At 67.5% G+C, this 15187-nt stretch carries 15 protein-coding genes; 13 read left to right on the plus strand and 2 right to left on the minus strand.

What is annotated here, in order from left to right:
• Positions 1–7: 7 nt before the first annotated feature.
• The gene (locus tag A9976_RS26595) at positions 8–1072 is read right to left on the minus strand and encodes a porin (protein WP_183021480.1); all 1065 of its coding nucleotides are present in this window, start codon (positions 1070–1072) and stop codon (positions 8–10) included.
• 153 nt (positions 1073–1225) lie between these two features.
• On the opposite strand from A9976_RS26595, the gene A9976_RS26600 reads away from it, so the two are divergent.
• The 8 genes from A9976_RS26600 to A9976_RS26635 all read left to right on the plus strand — a co-directional run bounded on the left by A9976_RS26600 (position 1226) and on the right by A9976_RS26635 (position 7047).
• Positions 1226–1963 carry a Crp/Fnr family transcriptional regulator gene (locus tag A9976_RS26600; protein ID WP_183021481.1) on the plus strand — a complete coding sequence of 246 codons (738 nt, stop codon included), beginning with the start codon at positions 1226–1228 and terminating at the stop codon, positions 1961–1963.
• A gap of 6 nt (positions 1964–1969) precedes the next feature.
• The gene (gene pyrC, locus A9976_RS26605) at positions 1970–3010 is read left to right on the plus strand and encodes a dihydroorotase (protein ID WP_183021482.1); all 1041 of its coding nucleotides are present in this window, start codon (positions 1970–1972) and stop codon (positions 3008–3010) included.
• 33 nt (positions 3011–3043) lie between these two features.
• Entirely contained in the window at positions 3044–3955 is a 912-nt protein-coding gene (locus A9976_RS26610) for an NYN domain-containing protein (RefSeq protein ID WP_183021483.1), read from the plus strand.
• Positions 3952–4761 (plus strand): DUF3025 domain-containing protein, encoded by an 810-nt coding sequence (locus tag A9976_RS26615; protein WP_183021484.1) that lies wholly within the window; start codon positions 3952–3954, stop codon positions 4759–4761. Before A9976_RS26610 ends, A9976_RS26615 begins: the two co-directional genes overlap by 4 nt.
• 82 nt (positions 4762–4843) lie before the next feature.
• Positions 4844–5722, plus strand: coding sequence for a protease HtpX (gene htpX, locus A9976_RS26620; RefSeq protein ID WP_013804154.1), 879 nt, complete (start codon positions 4844–4846; stop codon positions 5720–5722).
• Between the two features lie 154 nt (positions 5723–5876).
• Positions 5877–6134 (plus strand): type II toxin-antitoxin system Phd/YefM family antitoxin, encoded by a 258-nt coding sequence (locus tag A9976_RS26625; protein WP_012203319.1) that lies wholly within the window; start codon positions 5877–5879, stop codon positions 6132–6134.
• Complete coding sequence (locus A9976_RS26630) at positions 6134–6559, plus strand: type II toxin-antitoxin system VapC family toxin (protein WP_183021485.1); 426 nt, start codon at positions 6134–6136, stop codon at positions 6557–6559. Before A9976_RS26625 ends, A9976_RS26630 begins: the two co-directional genes overlap by 1 nt.
• Positions 6560–6687: 128 nt before the next feature.
• Entirely contained in the window at positions 6688–7047 is a 360-nt protein-coding gene (locus tag A9976_RS26635; RefSeq protein WP_183021486.1) for a YXWGXW repeat-containing protein, read from the plus strand.
• A gap of 1 nt (position 7048) precedes the next feature.
• On the opposite strand, the gene A9976_RS26640 is transcribed toward A9976_RS26635, so the two are convergent.
• On the minus strand, positions 7049–7966 hold the full coding sequence (locus A9976_RS26640) for a LysR family transcriptional regulator (RefSeq protein ID WP_012203322.1): 918 nt from the start codon (positions 7964–7966) through the stop codon (positions 7049–7051).
• Between the two features lie 276 nt (positions 7967–8242).
• Between A9976_RS26640 and A9976_RS26645 the strand changes: the two genes are divergently transcribed.
• From A9976_RS26645 to A9976_RS26665, 5 genes are all read left to right on the plus strand, one after another.
• Positions 8243–10372, plus strand: a complete 2130-nt coding sequence (locus A9976_RS26645; RefSeq protein WP_183021487.1) for a 3-hydroxyacyl-CoA dehydrogenase NAD-binding domain-containing protein — start codon at positions 8243–8245, stop codon at positions 10370–10372.
• Positions 10373–10479: 107 nt separating this feature from the next.
• Positions 10480–11661, plus strand: coding sequence for an acetyl-CoA C-acyltransferase (locus tag A9976_RS26650; RefSeq protein WP_063327246.1), 1182 nt, complete (start codon positions 10480–10482; stop codon positions 11659–11661).
• A gap of 166 nt (positions 11662–11827) precedes the next feature.
• Positions 11828–13024, plus strand: coding sequence for an acyl-CoA dehydrogenase family protein (locus tag A9976_RS26655; RefSeq protein ID WP_183021488.1), 1197 nt, complete (start codon positions 11828–11830; stop codon positions 13022–13024).
• 196 nt (positions 13025–13220) lie between these two features.
• On the plus strand, positions 13221–14357 hold the full coding sequence (locus A9976_RS26660) for an acyl-CoA dehydrogenase family protein (RefSeq protein WP_183021489.1): 1137 nt from the start codon (positions 13221–13223) through the stop codon (positions 14355–14357).
• A gap of 16 nt (positions 14358–14373) precedes the next feature.
• Positions 14374–15174: an oxepin-CoA hydrolase, alternative type gene (locus tag A9976_RS26665; protein ID WP_183021490.1), complete on the plus strand. Its 801-nt coding sequence runs from the start codon at positions 14374–14376 to the stop codon at positions 15172–15174.
• The last annotated feature ends 13 nt before the right edge of the window (positions 15175–15187 follow it).

Raw genomic sequence — 15187 nt, forward strand, 5'->3', positions numbered from 1 at the left:
GTGTCCCTCAGAAGTTGTGGCGCACGCCCAGCGCCAGGGACCGCACGCCGTCGCCGCTGTTGGCGGCCACCGGCACGTTGGCGATGGCGGCCGAGGCATTGGCCGCGTTGTCCAGCTGCAGCCAGCGCGCGTAGAGCACGGTGCGCTTGCTCAGCGCGTAGTCGTAGCCCAGCGTCCAGGTGTTCTGGGCGCGGTCCGTACCACCCACCTCGCGCCGCGCCACCGAGACCAGCAGCCTGGAGCGCGCATCCACGCTCCAATCGGCGCCCAGCTGGGCCAGCTTCGCCTTGGGCGTGCCTGCACGGTCCACGCGGTTGATGACGTAGTTGCCCGTCAGGCGCAGCCCGTCCAGGGCTTCCCAACTGGCCGACAGTGCCTGGTACTGGCTGGTGGCGGGCGCGGCCACGGGCGCGGCGGCGCTGCCTTCCACGGACTTCTGGAAGCTGTAGGCCAGGAACCAGGGCTTCTGGTTCCAGCCCAGCGTGGCGCCGTAGAGGCGGCCGTTGCTGCTGTTCGGCGAAGCCGCTTCGCCGAAGGAATAGGCCAGGTCCGCCAGCCAGGGCTGGCCGGCCGGCGTGCGGTAGCGCACCAGGTTGTTGGCCCGCGCCGCAAACGGCCGCAGGCCGGCCTGGGCATCGGTGGCCGACACCAGGTTCAGCGAGGAAAACAGCGCGTTCATGCCCAGCGGATCGGCCCGGAACAGCGCACCGAACATGGGCGTGTACATGCGGCCCATCTCCACGGCGCCCCAGCCGCTGTTCAGTCCCACCCAGGCCTGGCGCGTGAAAGCCAGGCCCGGGCCTGGAATGGTGCCCAGGCCCGTGTCGGGCGCCACGCCGGCCTCCAGCATGAACTGGGCGCGCAGGCCGCCGCCCAGGTCCTCGCTGCCGCGAAAGCCGATGCGCGATGCCGCGCTGCCCCCGTCCTCCAGCCGGCTCAGGCGCGTGGCGCCCGACCTTGCGCTGTTGATGTGGACGTCGACGATGCCGAACATCTCCACGCTGCCCTGGGCCCCCGCGGTGGCTCCCAGGGTCGCCATGCCTGCGGCGGCCAGCCAATGCTTGTGCTTCACGAACTTGTCTCCTTGGTAGCGCCCCGGATGCTTTGCCCGGTGGCTTGCTTGCTACTATCCCGAGCGACAGGGGATGCACTCTGTCAAGCTATTGACAAATGGCGGTACATGGGCACCGGACTAACCCGGGGCCTTCGACAACGTGAGAGAACCATGCGCTCCAAGCCTGCTCCCGTGGCCGACCCGTCGGCGCTGATCCGCCGCGCCCTGGGCCTGTGCCGCATGCTGCGCAACTGGCCGCCCGAGGTGCTGGACGAGCTGACGGCGCTGTCCCGCCTGGGCCGCTACGAGCGCCACCAGCAGGTGCGCGCCGCCGACCCCAAGCGGCGCGAGGTGCTGGTGGTGGCTTCGGGCTGCGTGGAAGTGGGCGGCGTGGACGCCACGGGCTCGCGCTTCGTGCTGTCCATGCACAGCGCGGGCGACATCGTGGGCCTGGCGCGGCTGCTGGAGCACACGCAATTCGTCTACGACTACCACGCGCACCAGCCCACCGTGCTGGTGGAGATCCCCGGCGAGTCCTTCCTGGCCTTGCTCGACGCGCATCCGCTGCTGTGGAAGGACATCTGCCTGCTGGTGCTGGCGCGCATGCACGAGCTGATCGTCGTCCAGCAGCGCCACGCCTTCAGCAACATCGACAACCGCGTGGCCGAGCTGCTGGCGCGGCTGGCCCCCACGCATGGCCAGCCCGCGCCCGACGGGCAGGGCGTGGTGCTGCGCATCTCGCAGAGCGATCTGGCCGCCATGCTCTCGGTCTCGCGCCAGACCATCAACAAGGAGCTGCGCCTGCTGGAGCAGCGCGGCCTGCTGCACGCGGCCTATGGGCGGCTGACGCTGGTCGATCTTGCCGGCCTGGGGCGCGCGGCCGCAGCCGGCCCGGCAATGGGACAATAGCGCACCATGACCGCCTCCACCGACACCCTCACGATCACCCGTCCCGATGACTGGCACCTGCACGTGCGCGATGGCGAAGCCATGCGCAGCGTGGTGCCGCATACGGCCGCGCAGTTCGCGCGCGCCATCATCATGCCCAACCTCAAGCCGCCGGTGACCACCGCCGTGCAGGCGCTGGAGTACAAGCAGCGCATCCTCTCGGCCGTGCCCGAGGGCATGGCCTTCGAGCCGCTGATGACGCTGTACCTCACCGACAACCTGCCGCCCGAGGAAATCGTGCGCGCCAAGGCGGCCGGCGTCGTGGCCTGCAAGCTCTACCCGGCAGGCGCCACCACCAACAGCGACCACGGCGTCACCGACCTGCGCAAGATCTACCCCACGCTGGCAGCCATGCAGCGCGAAGGCCTGCTGCTGCTGGTGCACGGCGAAGTCACCAGCAGCGACATCGACCTGTTCGACCGCGAAGCCGCCTTCATCGACCAGCACCTGATCCCGCTGCGCCGCGACTTCCCCGAACTCAAGATCGTCTTCGAGCACATCACCACGCGCGAAGCCGCCCAGTACGTGACCGAGGCCGACCGCTTCGTGGGCGCCACCATCACGCCCCAGCATCTGCTGTTCAACCGCAACGCCATCTTCACGGGCGGCATCCGTCCGCACTACTACTGCCTGCCCGTGCTCAAGCGCGAGACGCACCGCCTGGCCCTGGTGGAGGCGGCCACCAGCGGCCTGCCCAAGTTCTTCCTGGGCACCGACAGCGCGCCGCACGCGGCCCATCTCAAGGAGCACGCCACCGGCTGCGCGGGCTGCTACAGCGCCCACGCCGCCATCGAGATGTATGCCGAGGCCTTCGACAATGCCGGCGCGCTGGACAAGCTCGAAGCCTTCGCCAGCTTCAACGGCCCGGACTTCTACAGCCTGCCGCGCAACACCGGCAAGATCACCCTGGTACGCGAAAGCTGGACGCCGCCGGACAGCTTCGCCTTCGGCGAGGCGCAACTGAAGCCCCTGCGTTCCGGCGAAGCCTTGCCCTGGAAGCTGGTTTAAGCTGGCGGGACTGCCACCCGCCAGAGGATTGCCATGCCTGAGCCGCAACCGCGCATCGCCCTGCTGATCGACGCCGACAACGCGCCGGCCGAGATGATCGACGAGATCCTGACCGAGCTGTCGACCTTCGGCGTCATCGACATCCGCCGCGCCTACGGCAACTGGACCAAGCATTCGCTCGGCGGCTGGCAGCGCAAGCTGCTCGATTTCGCACTGCGGCCCATGCAGCAGTTCGACTACTCCAAGCACAAGAACGCCACCGACATGGCGATGACCGTGGACGCCATGGAGCTGCTCTACACCGAGCGGCCCGACGCCTTCGGCATCGTCTCCTCCGACGCCGACTTCACGCCACTGGTCATGCACCTGCGCTCCAAGGGCGCGGCCGTCTACGGCTTCGGCATGGCGCAGACACCCCAGCCCTTCGTCAATGCCTGCTCGCGCTTCCTGTACCTGGAAGCGCTGGGCGAGGCGGCGCCCGCCAACGGCAATGGCCAGGACGCCGCGCATGAGGCGGGCCAGGCGGCGGTGCCGCCCGTGGCTGCAGCTGCGGTGGCTACCGCTCCCCAGCCGCCGAACGGCGCTGGAAAGGAGCGTGCGCCGGCCCAGGCCGAGAACGAACCCTCGGCAGAACCCCAAGCCCAGCCCCAGCGTCCCTGTCTGCGCGTTCCTAGCCAGGAACTGCGCCAGGACAAGCGGCTGCTGGCCATGCTGCGCAGCGCCGTCAACGCCACGCAGGATGAAAGCGGCTGGGCCCATGTGGGCGCCGTGGGCGCGCAGATCGGCAACAAGGCCTCGTTCGATGCGCGCAACTACGGCTACGCCACGCTCACCAAGCTGCTGGCGGCCACGCAGGCCTTCGAGATGCGCGACGAAGGCACCTCGCGCGTGGCCGTGCGCGACAAGCGCCTGGCCAAGGCGCAGTCCAGGCCGTCCGGCAATTGACGTTCCCCATCGACTGGAGTGCGCCCTGGCTGCAGGGGCTGCAAACGCAGGGCAGGGCGGCCTGCCTGCAGGTGACCCAGGGCCGGCCGGTCTGGCAGGCCTTGCAGTCACTGGCCGACGCACAGGCGCTGCCCTGGCGCTTTGTGCCCCAGCACGACCTGCCCGAAGGCACGGCCTACGAGCAATTCATCTTCGAGACGCGCTGCATCCCCACGCGCGACAACCTGCATGACTTCTTCAACGGCCTGATCTGGCTGCGCTGGCCCTTGCTCAAGCAGCGCTGCAACGCCCTGCAGGCCGGCGCTATTGCCCAGGCGGGCGTGGGTGCGCAGCGCGGGCCGCTGCGCGATGCCATCACCGTGCTGGACGAGAACGGCGCCCTGCTGCTGGCGCCGGCCGCGCTGTGCGAGGCGCTGCGCCACCGGCGCTGGCACCAGCTCTTCGTTGAGCAGCGCGCGCTGTGGCGCCAGGCCAGGCTGCTGCCCATAGGCCATGCGCTGCTGGAAAAGCTGGTGCAGCCGCGCAAGCCCATCACGGCCCATGTGCTGTGCGTGCACACGGATGGGGCAGGCGCCACGCCGGCTTCTGCCGCAGCGGATATCGACACCTGGCTGGCCGCCAGCGCCTGGCTGGAGCCGGACACGCTGGCGGCCAAGCCTTTTGCACCCTTGCCCGTGCTGGGCGTGCCCGGCTGGTGCCACGAGAACGAGAACTTTTCCTTCTATGATGACTCTCTCGTGTTCCGGGCGCCCCGTTCCGTACAAGCATCACAACAAGGAATGACAACGGCGCAGGACCCGGCTTGAAAACAGCCGGTGGGGCCCTCACTTTTCAACGCTGCAGGGCCCAGATCCTTCCCCCTTTCCCCACTTTGTGGAGAACCCACTGATGAAACGCATCGCACTTTTTCTTTTGACCAACGTCGCCGTCGTGGTGGTGCTGGGCATCGTCGCCAGCCTGCTGGGCGTCAACCGCTTCCTGACTTCCAATGGCCTGAACCTCGGGGCCTTGCTGGGCTTCGCCTTCATCATGGGCTTTGGCGGCGCCATCATCTCGCTGCTGATCTCCAAGCCGCTGGCCAAGTGGAGCTCGGGCGTGCACGTGATCAACGAGCCGCGCAACGCCGATGAGGCCTGGATCGTCAACACCGTGCGCGGCTTTGCCGACCGTGCCGGCATCGGCATGCCCGAAGTCGGCATCTACGAGGGCGAGCCCAATGCCTTCGCCACCGGCGCCTTCAAGAACTCGGCCCTGGTGGCCGTGTCCACGGGCCTGCTGGAAGGCATGACGCGCGAAGAGGTGGAGGCCGTGATCGGCCACGAGGTCGCCCACATCGCCAATGGCGACATGGTGACCATGACCCTGATCCAGGGCGTGATGAACACCTTCGTGGTCTTCCTGTCGCGCGTCATCGGCTATGCCGTGGACAGCTTCCTGCGCAAGAACGACGAAAGCAGCTCGGGCCCCGGCATCGGCTACTACGTGACCACCATCGTGCTGGACATCGTGCTGGGCTTCCTGGCCGCCATCATCGTGGCCTGGTTCTCGCGCCAGCGCGAATTCCGCGCCGACGCGGGCGCCGCCCAGCTCATGGGCCGCAAGCAGCCCATGATGAATGCCCTGGCCCGCCTGGGCGGCATGCACCCCGGCGAGCTGCCCAAGAGCGTGGCCGCCATGGGCATTGCCGGTGGCATCGGCAAGCTGTTCTCGACGCACCCGCCGATCGAAGAGCGCATTGCCGCGCTGCAGAACGCGCAGAACCTCTGATTCAGCATCAGGTTCGACACGCTGGAGCCTGTCCAGTGGGAGCCCGGTCATCGACTGGGCACCGCTTACCGAAGCCCCATCAGAAATGCTTGTCCGGTGCTGCATTTATACGAATGTAGTAACGTACAAGCATTTTCTTTGACGGAGGTGCGTCATGCAGATTTCGACCTTCAGCAGCCGTGAATTCAACCAGCATGTTTCCGCTGCCAAGAAAGCGGCCAGCGGTGATGACGTGGTCTACATCCTGGACCGGGGGCAACCTGCCCACGTGCTGATGAGCATTGAGAAATTCCGTGAACTGTCGGGGCAGACCCGGAACATTCTTCAATTGCTGGCCATGCCCGAGGCCGCCGATATCGATTTCGACATTGAGCGAACGAAGGATTTGCCGCGCGCCGTGGACCTGTCCTGATGTATCTGGTGGACTCCAGCATCGTTTCCGAACTGCGCAAGGCATCGTCGGGCCGCGCGAACGATGGCGTTGTGGCCTGGGCGCAATCGGTCGCGGCCGAGTCCCTTTTCATCAGCGCGATCACGCTGATGGAGCTGGAGAAAGGCGTGCAGTTGAAAGCCCGGCAAGACCCGATTGCCGGGCAGGTGCTGCGCCGCTGGCTGGTGGAACGCGTGTTCACGGCCTTTCAGGGGCGTGTGCTGCCAGTGGATGCGATGGTTGCCATGGAAAACGCGGCCTACCACGTGCCTGCGCCGCGGCCGCTGGCCGACAGCCTGATCGCGGCCACGGCAAAGGTGCATGGCTTGTGCGTGGTCACTCGCAACATCAAGGATTTCGAGCCGTTCCATGTTCATGGAGTGCGCGTCTTGAACCCTTGGATATAGGGCCCGTCTCAACCTCACGTACAGCCAGACTTGATCTTTACCCAGGCTTCACAAGCCCCTGTCAACAACCGGCAGGGGCTTTTTCGTTGTATCTGCATGGCCGCCCAAAGTGTGGCCAGGAGTGCATCGTGAAGTCTGTATCGATTCAAACGCCGGGCCGTCGCCTGGTTTCGGCCCTGGTCCTGGCTGCCGCCACCGTGGCATTGACCGGCTGCGTGGTGGCGCCTGCCTATCCCGTAGGTCCTTCGGGCGAGGTGGTCTACGCGCCCATGGCGCCGCCGCCGCTGCAGACCGAGGTCATTCCGGTCGCTCCCTCGCCGGTGCATGTCTGGATCGGCGGCTCCTGGGGCTGGGGTGGCGGCCGCTATGCCTGGCGCCCCGGCTACTGGGCCGCGCCGCCGCATCCCGGCTATGCCTGGCGCCCGCACGGCTGGGACCATGGGCCGCGTGGCTGGTACCAGCGCCCGGGCGGCTGGTACCGTCGCTGATTCAGGTGGCGGCAGCGTCGCCGCTGCCGCTGCCGCCCTGGCCGGCCTTGGCCAGCAGGAAGTCGATGCAGGTGCGCACGGCCCGCGTCTGATGACGGTCGGGCAGGTACAGCAGGTACATGTGGGTGCCGAAGATGCTCAATCGGTACTCCTGCAGGGTCAGCACCACCTCGCCGCTGGCCACCTTGTCCTGCACCACGTAGTCGGGCACCAGGCCCACGCCCAGGCCCGCCAGAATGCCCTGGCGCAGGAACGGGAAATGCTCGGAGATCATGGTCGGCGCCAGCAGCACCTCCTGGCGGTCCGTTCCCTGGTAGGCCGACAGGCGCAGCTGGCGGCCCATCACGCCGGCCGTGATCAGCGGGCTGTTGCGCAGCTCGTACAGCGTGGTGGGCAGGCCGTGCTGCTGCGCATACTCGCGTGAGGCGCAGGCCACGTAGTGCACATTGCCCAGGCTGCGCGCAATCACCGACAGCGGCGGCTCCTGGATCACGCGGATGGCGATGTCCACCTCGTCGCGCAAATGGTCGGCGCGGTTCTCGAACAGCACATCCAGCACGATGCCCGGATACAGCCGCTTGAACTCGATCAGCCAGTCGCTCATCACGATCTGCCCATAGCCGCTGGGCACGCTCAGCCCCACGCGGCCTGCCATCCCCTGGCCCAGCGACGTGATCGTCTCGCGCGCCGACATCATCTCGTTCTGGATCGCGCGGCCATGCTCGTACATCCGCATCCCCACCTCGGTCGGCTCCACGCGCCGCGTGGTGCGCCGCACCAGCTGCACCCCCACCGATTTTTCCAGCTGCGTCAGGTGATAGCTCACATTGGCCCGCGTCATCTTCAGCTTGCGCGCCGCCTGGCTCAGATTGCCGCTATCGATGATTTCCACCAGCAGGGTCAGGGAGTTCAGATCCATGGATATGTCCAGATACTTTGCTTCGCCCACAGCCTATGAAATGGGCGGGGCTCCAAAACCAGGGACACCGAGCAAGGGCCTACGCCGGCCGTGCCGCCCTGCAGCGATGGTGTCGTCCCCCTCCTCGCGCAGCAAATAGAGGGGGGGAAGGCGCGCAAGCGCTTCAATGTCAAAGATTTTTTTACAGTCTGTCAATCATTCATGGGATTGTAAAGAACCATTGTCGTGGCAAGAATGGATGTTTTGAGTGGAAAACCCAAGTTCGGAGACATACAGATGAGCGAACAAGCCCAGGCTTCCGTGGTCCAGACCCGCCTTGATGGTGCCGTGCTGGTGGTCAGCATCAACAATCCCCCCGTGAATGCCCTGGGCCAGGCCGTGCGCGCCGGCCTGCTGGCTGCCGTGGAGCAGGCCGAATCGGATGCCGCCGTGAAGGCCGTGCTCATCGTGGGTGAGGGCAAGGCCTTCATCGCCGGAGCAGACATCCGCGAATTCGGCAAGCCCGCCATGCCGCCCTCGCTGCCCGAGGTGCTCAATCGCCTTGAAGCCTCCGACAAGATCGTGGTCGCCGCCATCCATGGCCCGGCCCTGGGCGGCGGCCTGGAAGTGGCCATGTCGGCCCACTACCGCCTGGCTTTGCCGGCTGCCAAGCTCGGCCTGCCCGAAGTCAACCTGGGCCTGCTGCCCGGCGCCGGCGGCACGCAGCGCGCACCGCGCCTGATGGGCGTGAAGGCGGCCGCCGACCTCATGCTCAGCGGCAAGCACCTGTCGGCCAAGGCCGCGCTGGCCGCCGGCCTGGTGGACAAGCTGGTGGACGGCACCGACGCCACCGCCGCAGGCCTGGCATACACCAACGAACTGCTGGCATCCAATACTGCGCCGCGCCGCACGCGTGACATCGAGATTGCCGACAAGGCCGCCGCCCTGGCCGAACTCGACGCGCTGACCGCGGACACCGCCAAGAAGAGCCGCGGCCTGTTCTCGCCGCTGAAGATCGTGGAATGCGTGCGCGCCGCCGTGGAGCTGCCCTTCGACGAAGGCATCACCAAGGAGCGTGCCCTGTTCGTGGAATGCCTGAACAGCCCGCAGCGCGCCGGCCTGATCCATGCCTTCTTCGCCGAGCGCGAAACCGCCAAGATTCCCGAAGCCAAGGCTGCCGCGCCGCGCCACTTTGCCAAGATCGCCGTCATCGGCGGCGGCACCATGGGCGCCGGCATCACGGTGTCCGCGCTGGACGCGGGCCTCACGGTGACCATGATCGAGCGCGACGCCGACTCCATCGCGCGCGGCCAGGCCAATGTGGAGAAGGTCTACAACGGCCTGATCGCCAAGGGCCGCATGACCGAGGAGGCCAAGGCCGCCGTCATGGCGCGCTACACGCCCAGCACCTCCTATGACGACATCAAGGATGTGGACCTGGTGATCGAGGCCGTGTTCGAGGACCTCGAAGTCAAGAAGGCCGTGTTCAAGGAACTGGACCGCGTCTGCAAGCCCGGCGCCGTGCTGGCCACCAACACCTCCTACCTGGACATCGACGCCATTGCCGCCGCCACCTCGCGCCCGCAGGACGTGATCGGCCTGCACTTCTTCAGCCCCGCCAACATCATGAAGCTGCTGGAGATCGTGGTGCCCGCCAAGGTGGCGCCCGACGTGGTGACCACGGCCTTCGAGCTGGCCAAGCGCATGAAGAAGGTGCCCGTGCGCGCCGGCGTCTGCGACGGCTTCATCGGCAACCGCATCCTGGCCGTCTACAAGCAGGCTGCCGACTACATCATGGAAGACGGCGCCAGCCCCTACGAGATCGACGAGGCCGTGCGCGGCTTCGGCTACCCGATGGGCCCGTTCCAGGTCACCGACCTGGCCGGCGGCGACATCGGCTGGGCCACGCGCAAGCGGCGGCGCGCGGCGGCACTGGAATCGGGCGATCCCAAGGCCCGCTACGTCGAAGTGGCCGACCGCGTCTGCGAGCGCGGCTGGTTCGGCCAGAAGACGGGCCGTGGCTTCTACCTCTACCCGCAGGGCGCGCGCGTCGGCCAGCCCGACCCCGAAGTGCTGGCCATCGTCGATGCCGAGCGCGCCAAGAAGGGCGTGACGCCGCGCCAATTCACCCCTGAGGAAATCATGCGCCGCTACATGGCGGCCATGGTCAACGAAGGCGCCAAGGTGGTGGAGGAGGGCATTGCCCTGCGCCCGCTGGACGTGGACGTGACCTTCCTGTCCGGCTACGGCTTCCCGCGCTTTCGTGGCGGCCCCATGAAGTGGGCCGACATGCAAGGTCTGGACAAGGTGCTGGCCGACATCCGCGAATTCGCCAAGGAAGACGCGCTGTTCTGGAAGCCCGCTCCCCTGCTCGAAAAGCTGGTCGCCGAAGGCCGCGATTTCGAAAGCTTGAACAAGGCAGCGTAAGCCCCCCCGCGTTTCCCCGCCATGCCCTTGACCCGCTCCGTCCAACGCAGAGCGGGCAGGGCCGTGCACAACCACAACAATTTTCCAGAGACAAGCAAGGACCGACCATGCGCGAAGCCGTCATCGTTTCCACTGCCCGCACGCCCCTGACCAAGTCGCACCGCGGCGAGTTCAACGTCACGCCCGCCGCCCAGCTGGCGGCCTTCTCGGTCAAGGCCGCGGTCGAGCGCTCGGGCATCGACCCGGCCATGATCGAGGACCTGATCCTGGGCTGCGGCAACCCCGACGGCTTCCAGGGCCGCAACCTGGGCCGCCAGACCGTGCTGCGCGCCGAGCTGCCCCTGTCCATCGCGGGCACGACCATCACGCGCTTTTGCGCCTCGGGCCTGCAGTCCATCGCCATCGCGGCGGGCCGCATCGTGGCCGAGGGCGTGGACGCCATGCTGGCCGGCGGCATCGAGACCATCTCGGGCATCCGCCCCGGCAACAACCTGCCCACCGACATGGACCCCTGGCTGGTCGAGCACAAGCCCGCGCTGTACATGGCCATGATCGACACGGCCGACATCGTGGCGCGCCGCTACGGCATCAGCCGCGAGGACCAGGACGCCTTCTCGCTGCAAAGCCAGCAGCGCACGGCCGCCGCCCAGGCCGCCGACCTGTTCAAGGACGAAATCATTGCCTGCGCCACGCGCATGGCCGAGAAGAACAAGGACACGGGCGAGATCACCTACCGCGACGTGGTCGCCACCAAGGACAACTGCAACCGCGCCTCCACCACGTTGGAAGGCCTGGCCAAGCTGGAACCCGTCAAGGGCCCGGACCAGTTCATCACGGCCGGCAATGCCTCGCAGCTGTCCGATGGATCGTCGGCCTGCGTGCTGATGGAAGCCAGGCAGGCCGAGCGCCTGGGCCTGTCCCCGCTGGGCGCCTTCCGCGGCTTTGCCGTGGCCGGCTGCGAGCCTGACGAAATGGGCATCGGCCCCGTCTTCGCGGTCCCCAAGCTGCTGGCGCGCCACGGCCTCAAGGTCGAGGACATCGACCTGTGGGAACTCAACGAGGCCTTCGCCTCCCAGGCCCTGTACTGCCAGCGCAAGCTGGGCATTCCCAACGAACGCCTGAACGTCAACGGCGGCGCCATCTCCATCGGCCACCCCTTCGGCATGACGGGTGCGCGCCTGGCGGGCCACATCCTGCTGGAAGGCCGGCGCCGCAAGGCCAAGTGGGGCGTGGTCACCATGTGCATCGCAGGTGGCATGGGCGCCGCAGGCCTGTTCGAGATTTATTGAATAAGCACCCCCTGAGCGGCTGGCGCCGCTTCCCCCTCTCTCGCTTCGCGGGAGGGGAACGACGCCCTTGCTGCGGGGCGGCCCTTGCTCGGCGTCCCTCGCTTAGGGCACGCCAATTTCAGGGCTGCAAACGGCTTACAACGCCACGGATTACTGGGGAATAGCAATGGATTTGCAATTTACGACTGAAGAACTGGCCTTCCGCGACGAGGTTCGCGGCTTCCTCAAGGACAAGCTGCCCGAGGACCTGTCGCACAAGGTCAGGAACGGCCTGCAACTGAGCAAGCAGGACATGGAGCGCTGGCACGCCATCCTCAACGAGCGCGGCTGGCTGGCCAACCACTGGCCCGAGCAGCACGGCGGCCCGGGCTGGAGCGCGGTGCAGAAATTCATCTTCGAGCATGAATGCGCACTGGCGGGCACGCCGCGCATCGTGCCCTTCGGGCTGAGCATGCTGGGCCCCGTCCTGATCAAGTACGGCAACGAGGCGCAGAAGGCCCACTGGCTGCCGCGCATCCTCAATGGCGCCGACTGGTGGTGCCAGGGCTATTCGGAGCCGGGTTCGGGCTCGGACCTGGCCTCGGTCAAGACGTCGGCCGTGCGCGATGGAGATCACTACATCGTCAACGGCCAGAAGACCTGGACCACGCTGGGCCAGCACGCCAACATGATCTTCTGCCTGGTGCGCACCAACCGCGAGGCCAAGGCGCAGCAGGGCATCAGCTTCCTGCTGGTGGACATGAACTCGCCCGGCGTGCAAGTGCGCCCCATCATCACGCTGGACGGCGAGCACGAGGTCAACGAAGTCTTCTTCACCGACGTCAGGGTGCCCGTGGAGAACCTGGTCGGCGAGGAGAACAAGGGCTGGACCTACGCCAAGTACCTGCTGACCTACGAGCGCACCAACATCGCGGGCGTGGGCTTCTCGGTGGCCGGCCTGGAAAAGCTCAAGGCCGTCGCCGGCCGCATGCTGCGCAACGGCAAGCCGCTGACGCAGGACCCGCTGTTCGCGGCCCGCCTGGCCAAGGTCGAGATCGACCTGGAGAACATGAAGACCACCAACCTGCGCGTGATCGCCGCCGTGGCCGGCGGCGGCGTGCCGGGCGCCGAAAGCTCCATGCTCAAGATCCGCGGCACCGAGATCCGCCAGGAAATCCTGTCCCTGGTGCGCCGCGCCATGGGCCCCTACGCCGCGCCCTTCATCGAAGAGGCCCTGCAGGCCGGCTACGACCAGCCTGCCATCGGCGACGCGGCTGCCGCCACGGCCGCCGCCGCGTACTTCAACTACCGCAAGCTGTCGATCTTCGGCGGCTCCAACGAAATCCAGAAGAACATCATCTCCAAGATGATCCTGGGCTTGTAATGAACACCCCCTGAGTCGCTTCGCGCCTTCCCCCGTTGCACGGCGCCCCTGAAGGGGGACGACGCCATCGCTGCGGGGCGGCGCGGCCGGCCTAGGCCCTTGCTGGGCGTCCCTGGCTTGGGCCTGCGCCCGAGCATGTGCAGCAGGCCCGCCGAGCGATATGGATAAACCCGATGGGAAGAAAGAAGAGTCTTCAATGAACTTCGAACACACCGAAGACCGCCGCATGCTGGCGGACAGCCTCAACCGCTTCGTCTCCGAGCAGTACGCCATCGAGGCGCGCAACCACGTCGCCTATGGCGAGGAAGGCCACAGCCCGCTGCTGTACGGGCAGTTCGCGGACATCGGCGCCATCGGCGCGCTGTTCCCGGAAGACGCTGGCGGCTTCGGCGGCCAGGGCTTCGACATCAGCGTGGTCTTCGAATGCCTGGGCCGCGGCCTGGTGGCCGAGCCGCTGCTGGGCGCCCTGGTCGTGGGCCAGGCCCTGATCGCGGCCGGCAGCGATGCGCAAAAGGAACAGCTGGCAGCCATCATCGGCGGCACGTCCATCGCGGCCCTGGCCCATGACGAGCCCGGCAGCCACTACGAGCTCAACAACGTCGCCACCACGGCCGTGCGCAGCGGCGACGGCTGGGTGCTGAACGGCGCCAAGGGCGTGGTCGCCTTCGGCGAGAAGGCCGACCTGCTGCTGGTCTCGGCCCGCACCTCGGGCAGCCAGTACGACGAGGCCGGCATCAGCCTGTTCCTGGTCCCCGGCAATGCCGCAGGCATCCAAAAGCGCGGCTACAACCGCATCGAAGGCGGCCGCGCCGCCGAGCTGGTGCTGGACAAGGTGCAGGTCGGCGCAGACGCCTTGCTGGGCGAAGAAGGCCGGGGCCTGTCCCTGCTGGAACGTGTCAGCGGCTACGCCGTGCTGGCGCTGACCGCCGAGGCCGTGGGCGCCATGGACGTGGCCAAGGACCAGACGCTGGAGTACCTGCGCACGCGCAAGCAGTTCGGCGTGCCCATCGGCAGCTTCCAGGCCCTGCAGCACCGCATGGCCGACCTGCTGCTGGAAGTGGAGCAGGCGCGCTCGGCCGTGATCAACGCGGCCGCCGCCATTGCGGACGAAGACCGCGTGGCGCGCGAGAAGGCCCTGTCGGCCGCCAAGTACAGCATCGGCCGCATCGGCACCCTGGTGGCCGAGGAAAGCATCCAGATGCATGGCGGCATCGGCATGACCTGGGAGTTGCCCCTGGCCCACTACGCCAAGCGCCTGGTCATGATCGACCACCAGTTCGGCGACGAGGACCACCATCTGTCGCGTTACATCGCCCTGAGTGCCCAGCACTGAGCCAAGGAAAGCCGCCATGACCGAAGCGAACCAAGTCCTGCTGACCCGCCGCGAAGGCGCCGTGCTGGTGCTGTCCAACAACAATGTGGCCGCGCGCAATGCGCTGTCGCCCGAGTTCTACGCGGCCGTCACGGCGGCGCTCAGGAGCGCGGCGGCCGACCCCACCGTGGGCGCCGTGGTGCTCACGGGCGAGGGCGGCCACTTCTGCGCGGGCGGCGACCTGCGCCAGCTGGCCAAGCGCCGCGAGCTGCCGGTGCAGGAGCGACGCGCCAAGCTCGAAGGCCTGCATGACCTGATCCGCAGCGTGCGCGACTTTCCCAAGCCCGTGATCGCCGCCGTCGAAGGCGCGGCGGCTGGCGCGGGCCTGTCGCTGGCCCTGGCCTGCGACATGCTGGTGGCGGCGAAGAACGCCGTGTTCTCGGTCGCCTACGTCAAGGTCGGCCTCACGCCCGATGGCGGCGCCACCGCCTTCCTGGCCGAGTTCGTCTCGCGCCAGGTGCTGACCGAGCTGTGCCTGACCGGCGAGCGCATCAGCGGCGAGCGCCTGCATGCCCTGGGCCCCGTCAACCGCCTGTCCGAACCGGGCCAGGCCCAGGCCGACGCCGTGGCGCTGGCCGCCCAGGTGGCCACCGGACCCGACCAGGCCATGGCCCTGATCAAGGACCTGTGCCGCCAGGCGCCGCGCAACACGCTGGAAGAGCAGCTGGAGCTGGAGGCGCAGTACATGGTGCGCTCGCAGGAGAGCGAGGAATCGCGCGAAGGCATTGGCGCCTTCCTCGAAAAGCGCAGCGCCGACTTCACCAAGCTGCGCGGCTGAAATGAAGCACCCC

The organism is Delftia sp. UME58 (assembly GCF_014170385.1).
In the GTDB taxonomy this organism is placed as follows: domain Bacteria; phylum Pseudomonadota; class Gammaproteobacteria; order Burkholderiales; family Burkholderiaceae_C; genus Comamonas; species Comamonas acidovorans.

Excerpts from the sequence above, each read along its gene's own strand:
- A9976_RS26610 (WP_183021483.1), top strand. The coding sequence starts at position 3,044 with ATGCCTGAGCCGCAACCGCGCATCGCCCTGCTGATCGACGCCGACAAC.
- A9976_RS26630 (WP_183021485.1), top strand. The coding sequence starts at position 6,134 with ATGTATCTGGTGGACTCCAGCATCGTTTCCGAACTGCGCAAGGCATCG.
- A9976_RS26645 (WP_183021487.1), top strand. The coding sequence starts at position 8,243 with ATGAGCGAACAAGCCCAGGCTTCCGTGGTCCAGACCCGCCTTGATGGT.
- htpX (WP_013804154.1), top strand. The coding sequence starts at position 4,844 with ATGAAACGCATCGCACTTTTTCTTTTGACCAACGTCGCCGTCGTGGTG.
- A9976_RS26650 (WP_063327246.1), top strand. The coding sequence starts at position 10,480 with ATGCGCGAAGCCGTCATCGTTTCCACTGCCCGCACGCCCCTGACCAAG.
- A9976_RS26625 (WP_012203319.1), top strand. The coding sequence starts at position 5,877 with ATGCAGATTTCGACCTTCAGCAGCCGTGAATTCAACCAGCATGTTTCC.
- A9976_RS26640 (WP_012203322.1), bottom strand. The coding sequence starts at position 7,966 with ATGGATCTGAACTCCCTGACCCTGCTGGTGGAAATCATCGATAGCGGC.
- pyrC (WP_183021482.1), top strand. The coding sequence starts at position 1,970 with ATGACCGCCTCCACCGACACCCTCACGATCACCCGTCCCGATGACTGG.
- A9976_RS26665 (WP_183021490.1), top strand. The coding sequence starts at position 14,374 with ATGACCGAAGCGAACCAAGTCCTGCTGACCCGCCGCGAAGGCGCCGTG.
- A9976_RS26655 (WP_183021488.1), top strand. The coding sequence starts at position 11,828 with ATGGATTTGCAATTTACGACTGAAGAACTGGCCTTCCGCGACGAGGTT.
- A9976_RS26600 (WP_183021481.1), top strand. The coding sequence starts at position 1,226 with ATGCGCTCCAAGCCTGCTCCCGTGGCCGACCCGTCGGCGCTGATCCGC.
- A9976_RS26660 (WP_183021489.1), top strand. The coding sequence starts at position 13,221 with ATGAACTTCGAACACACCGAAGACCGCCGCATGCTGGCGGACAGCCTC.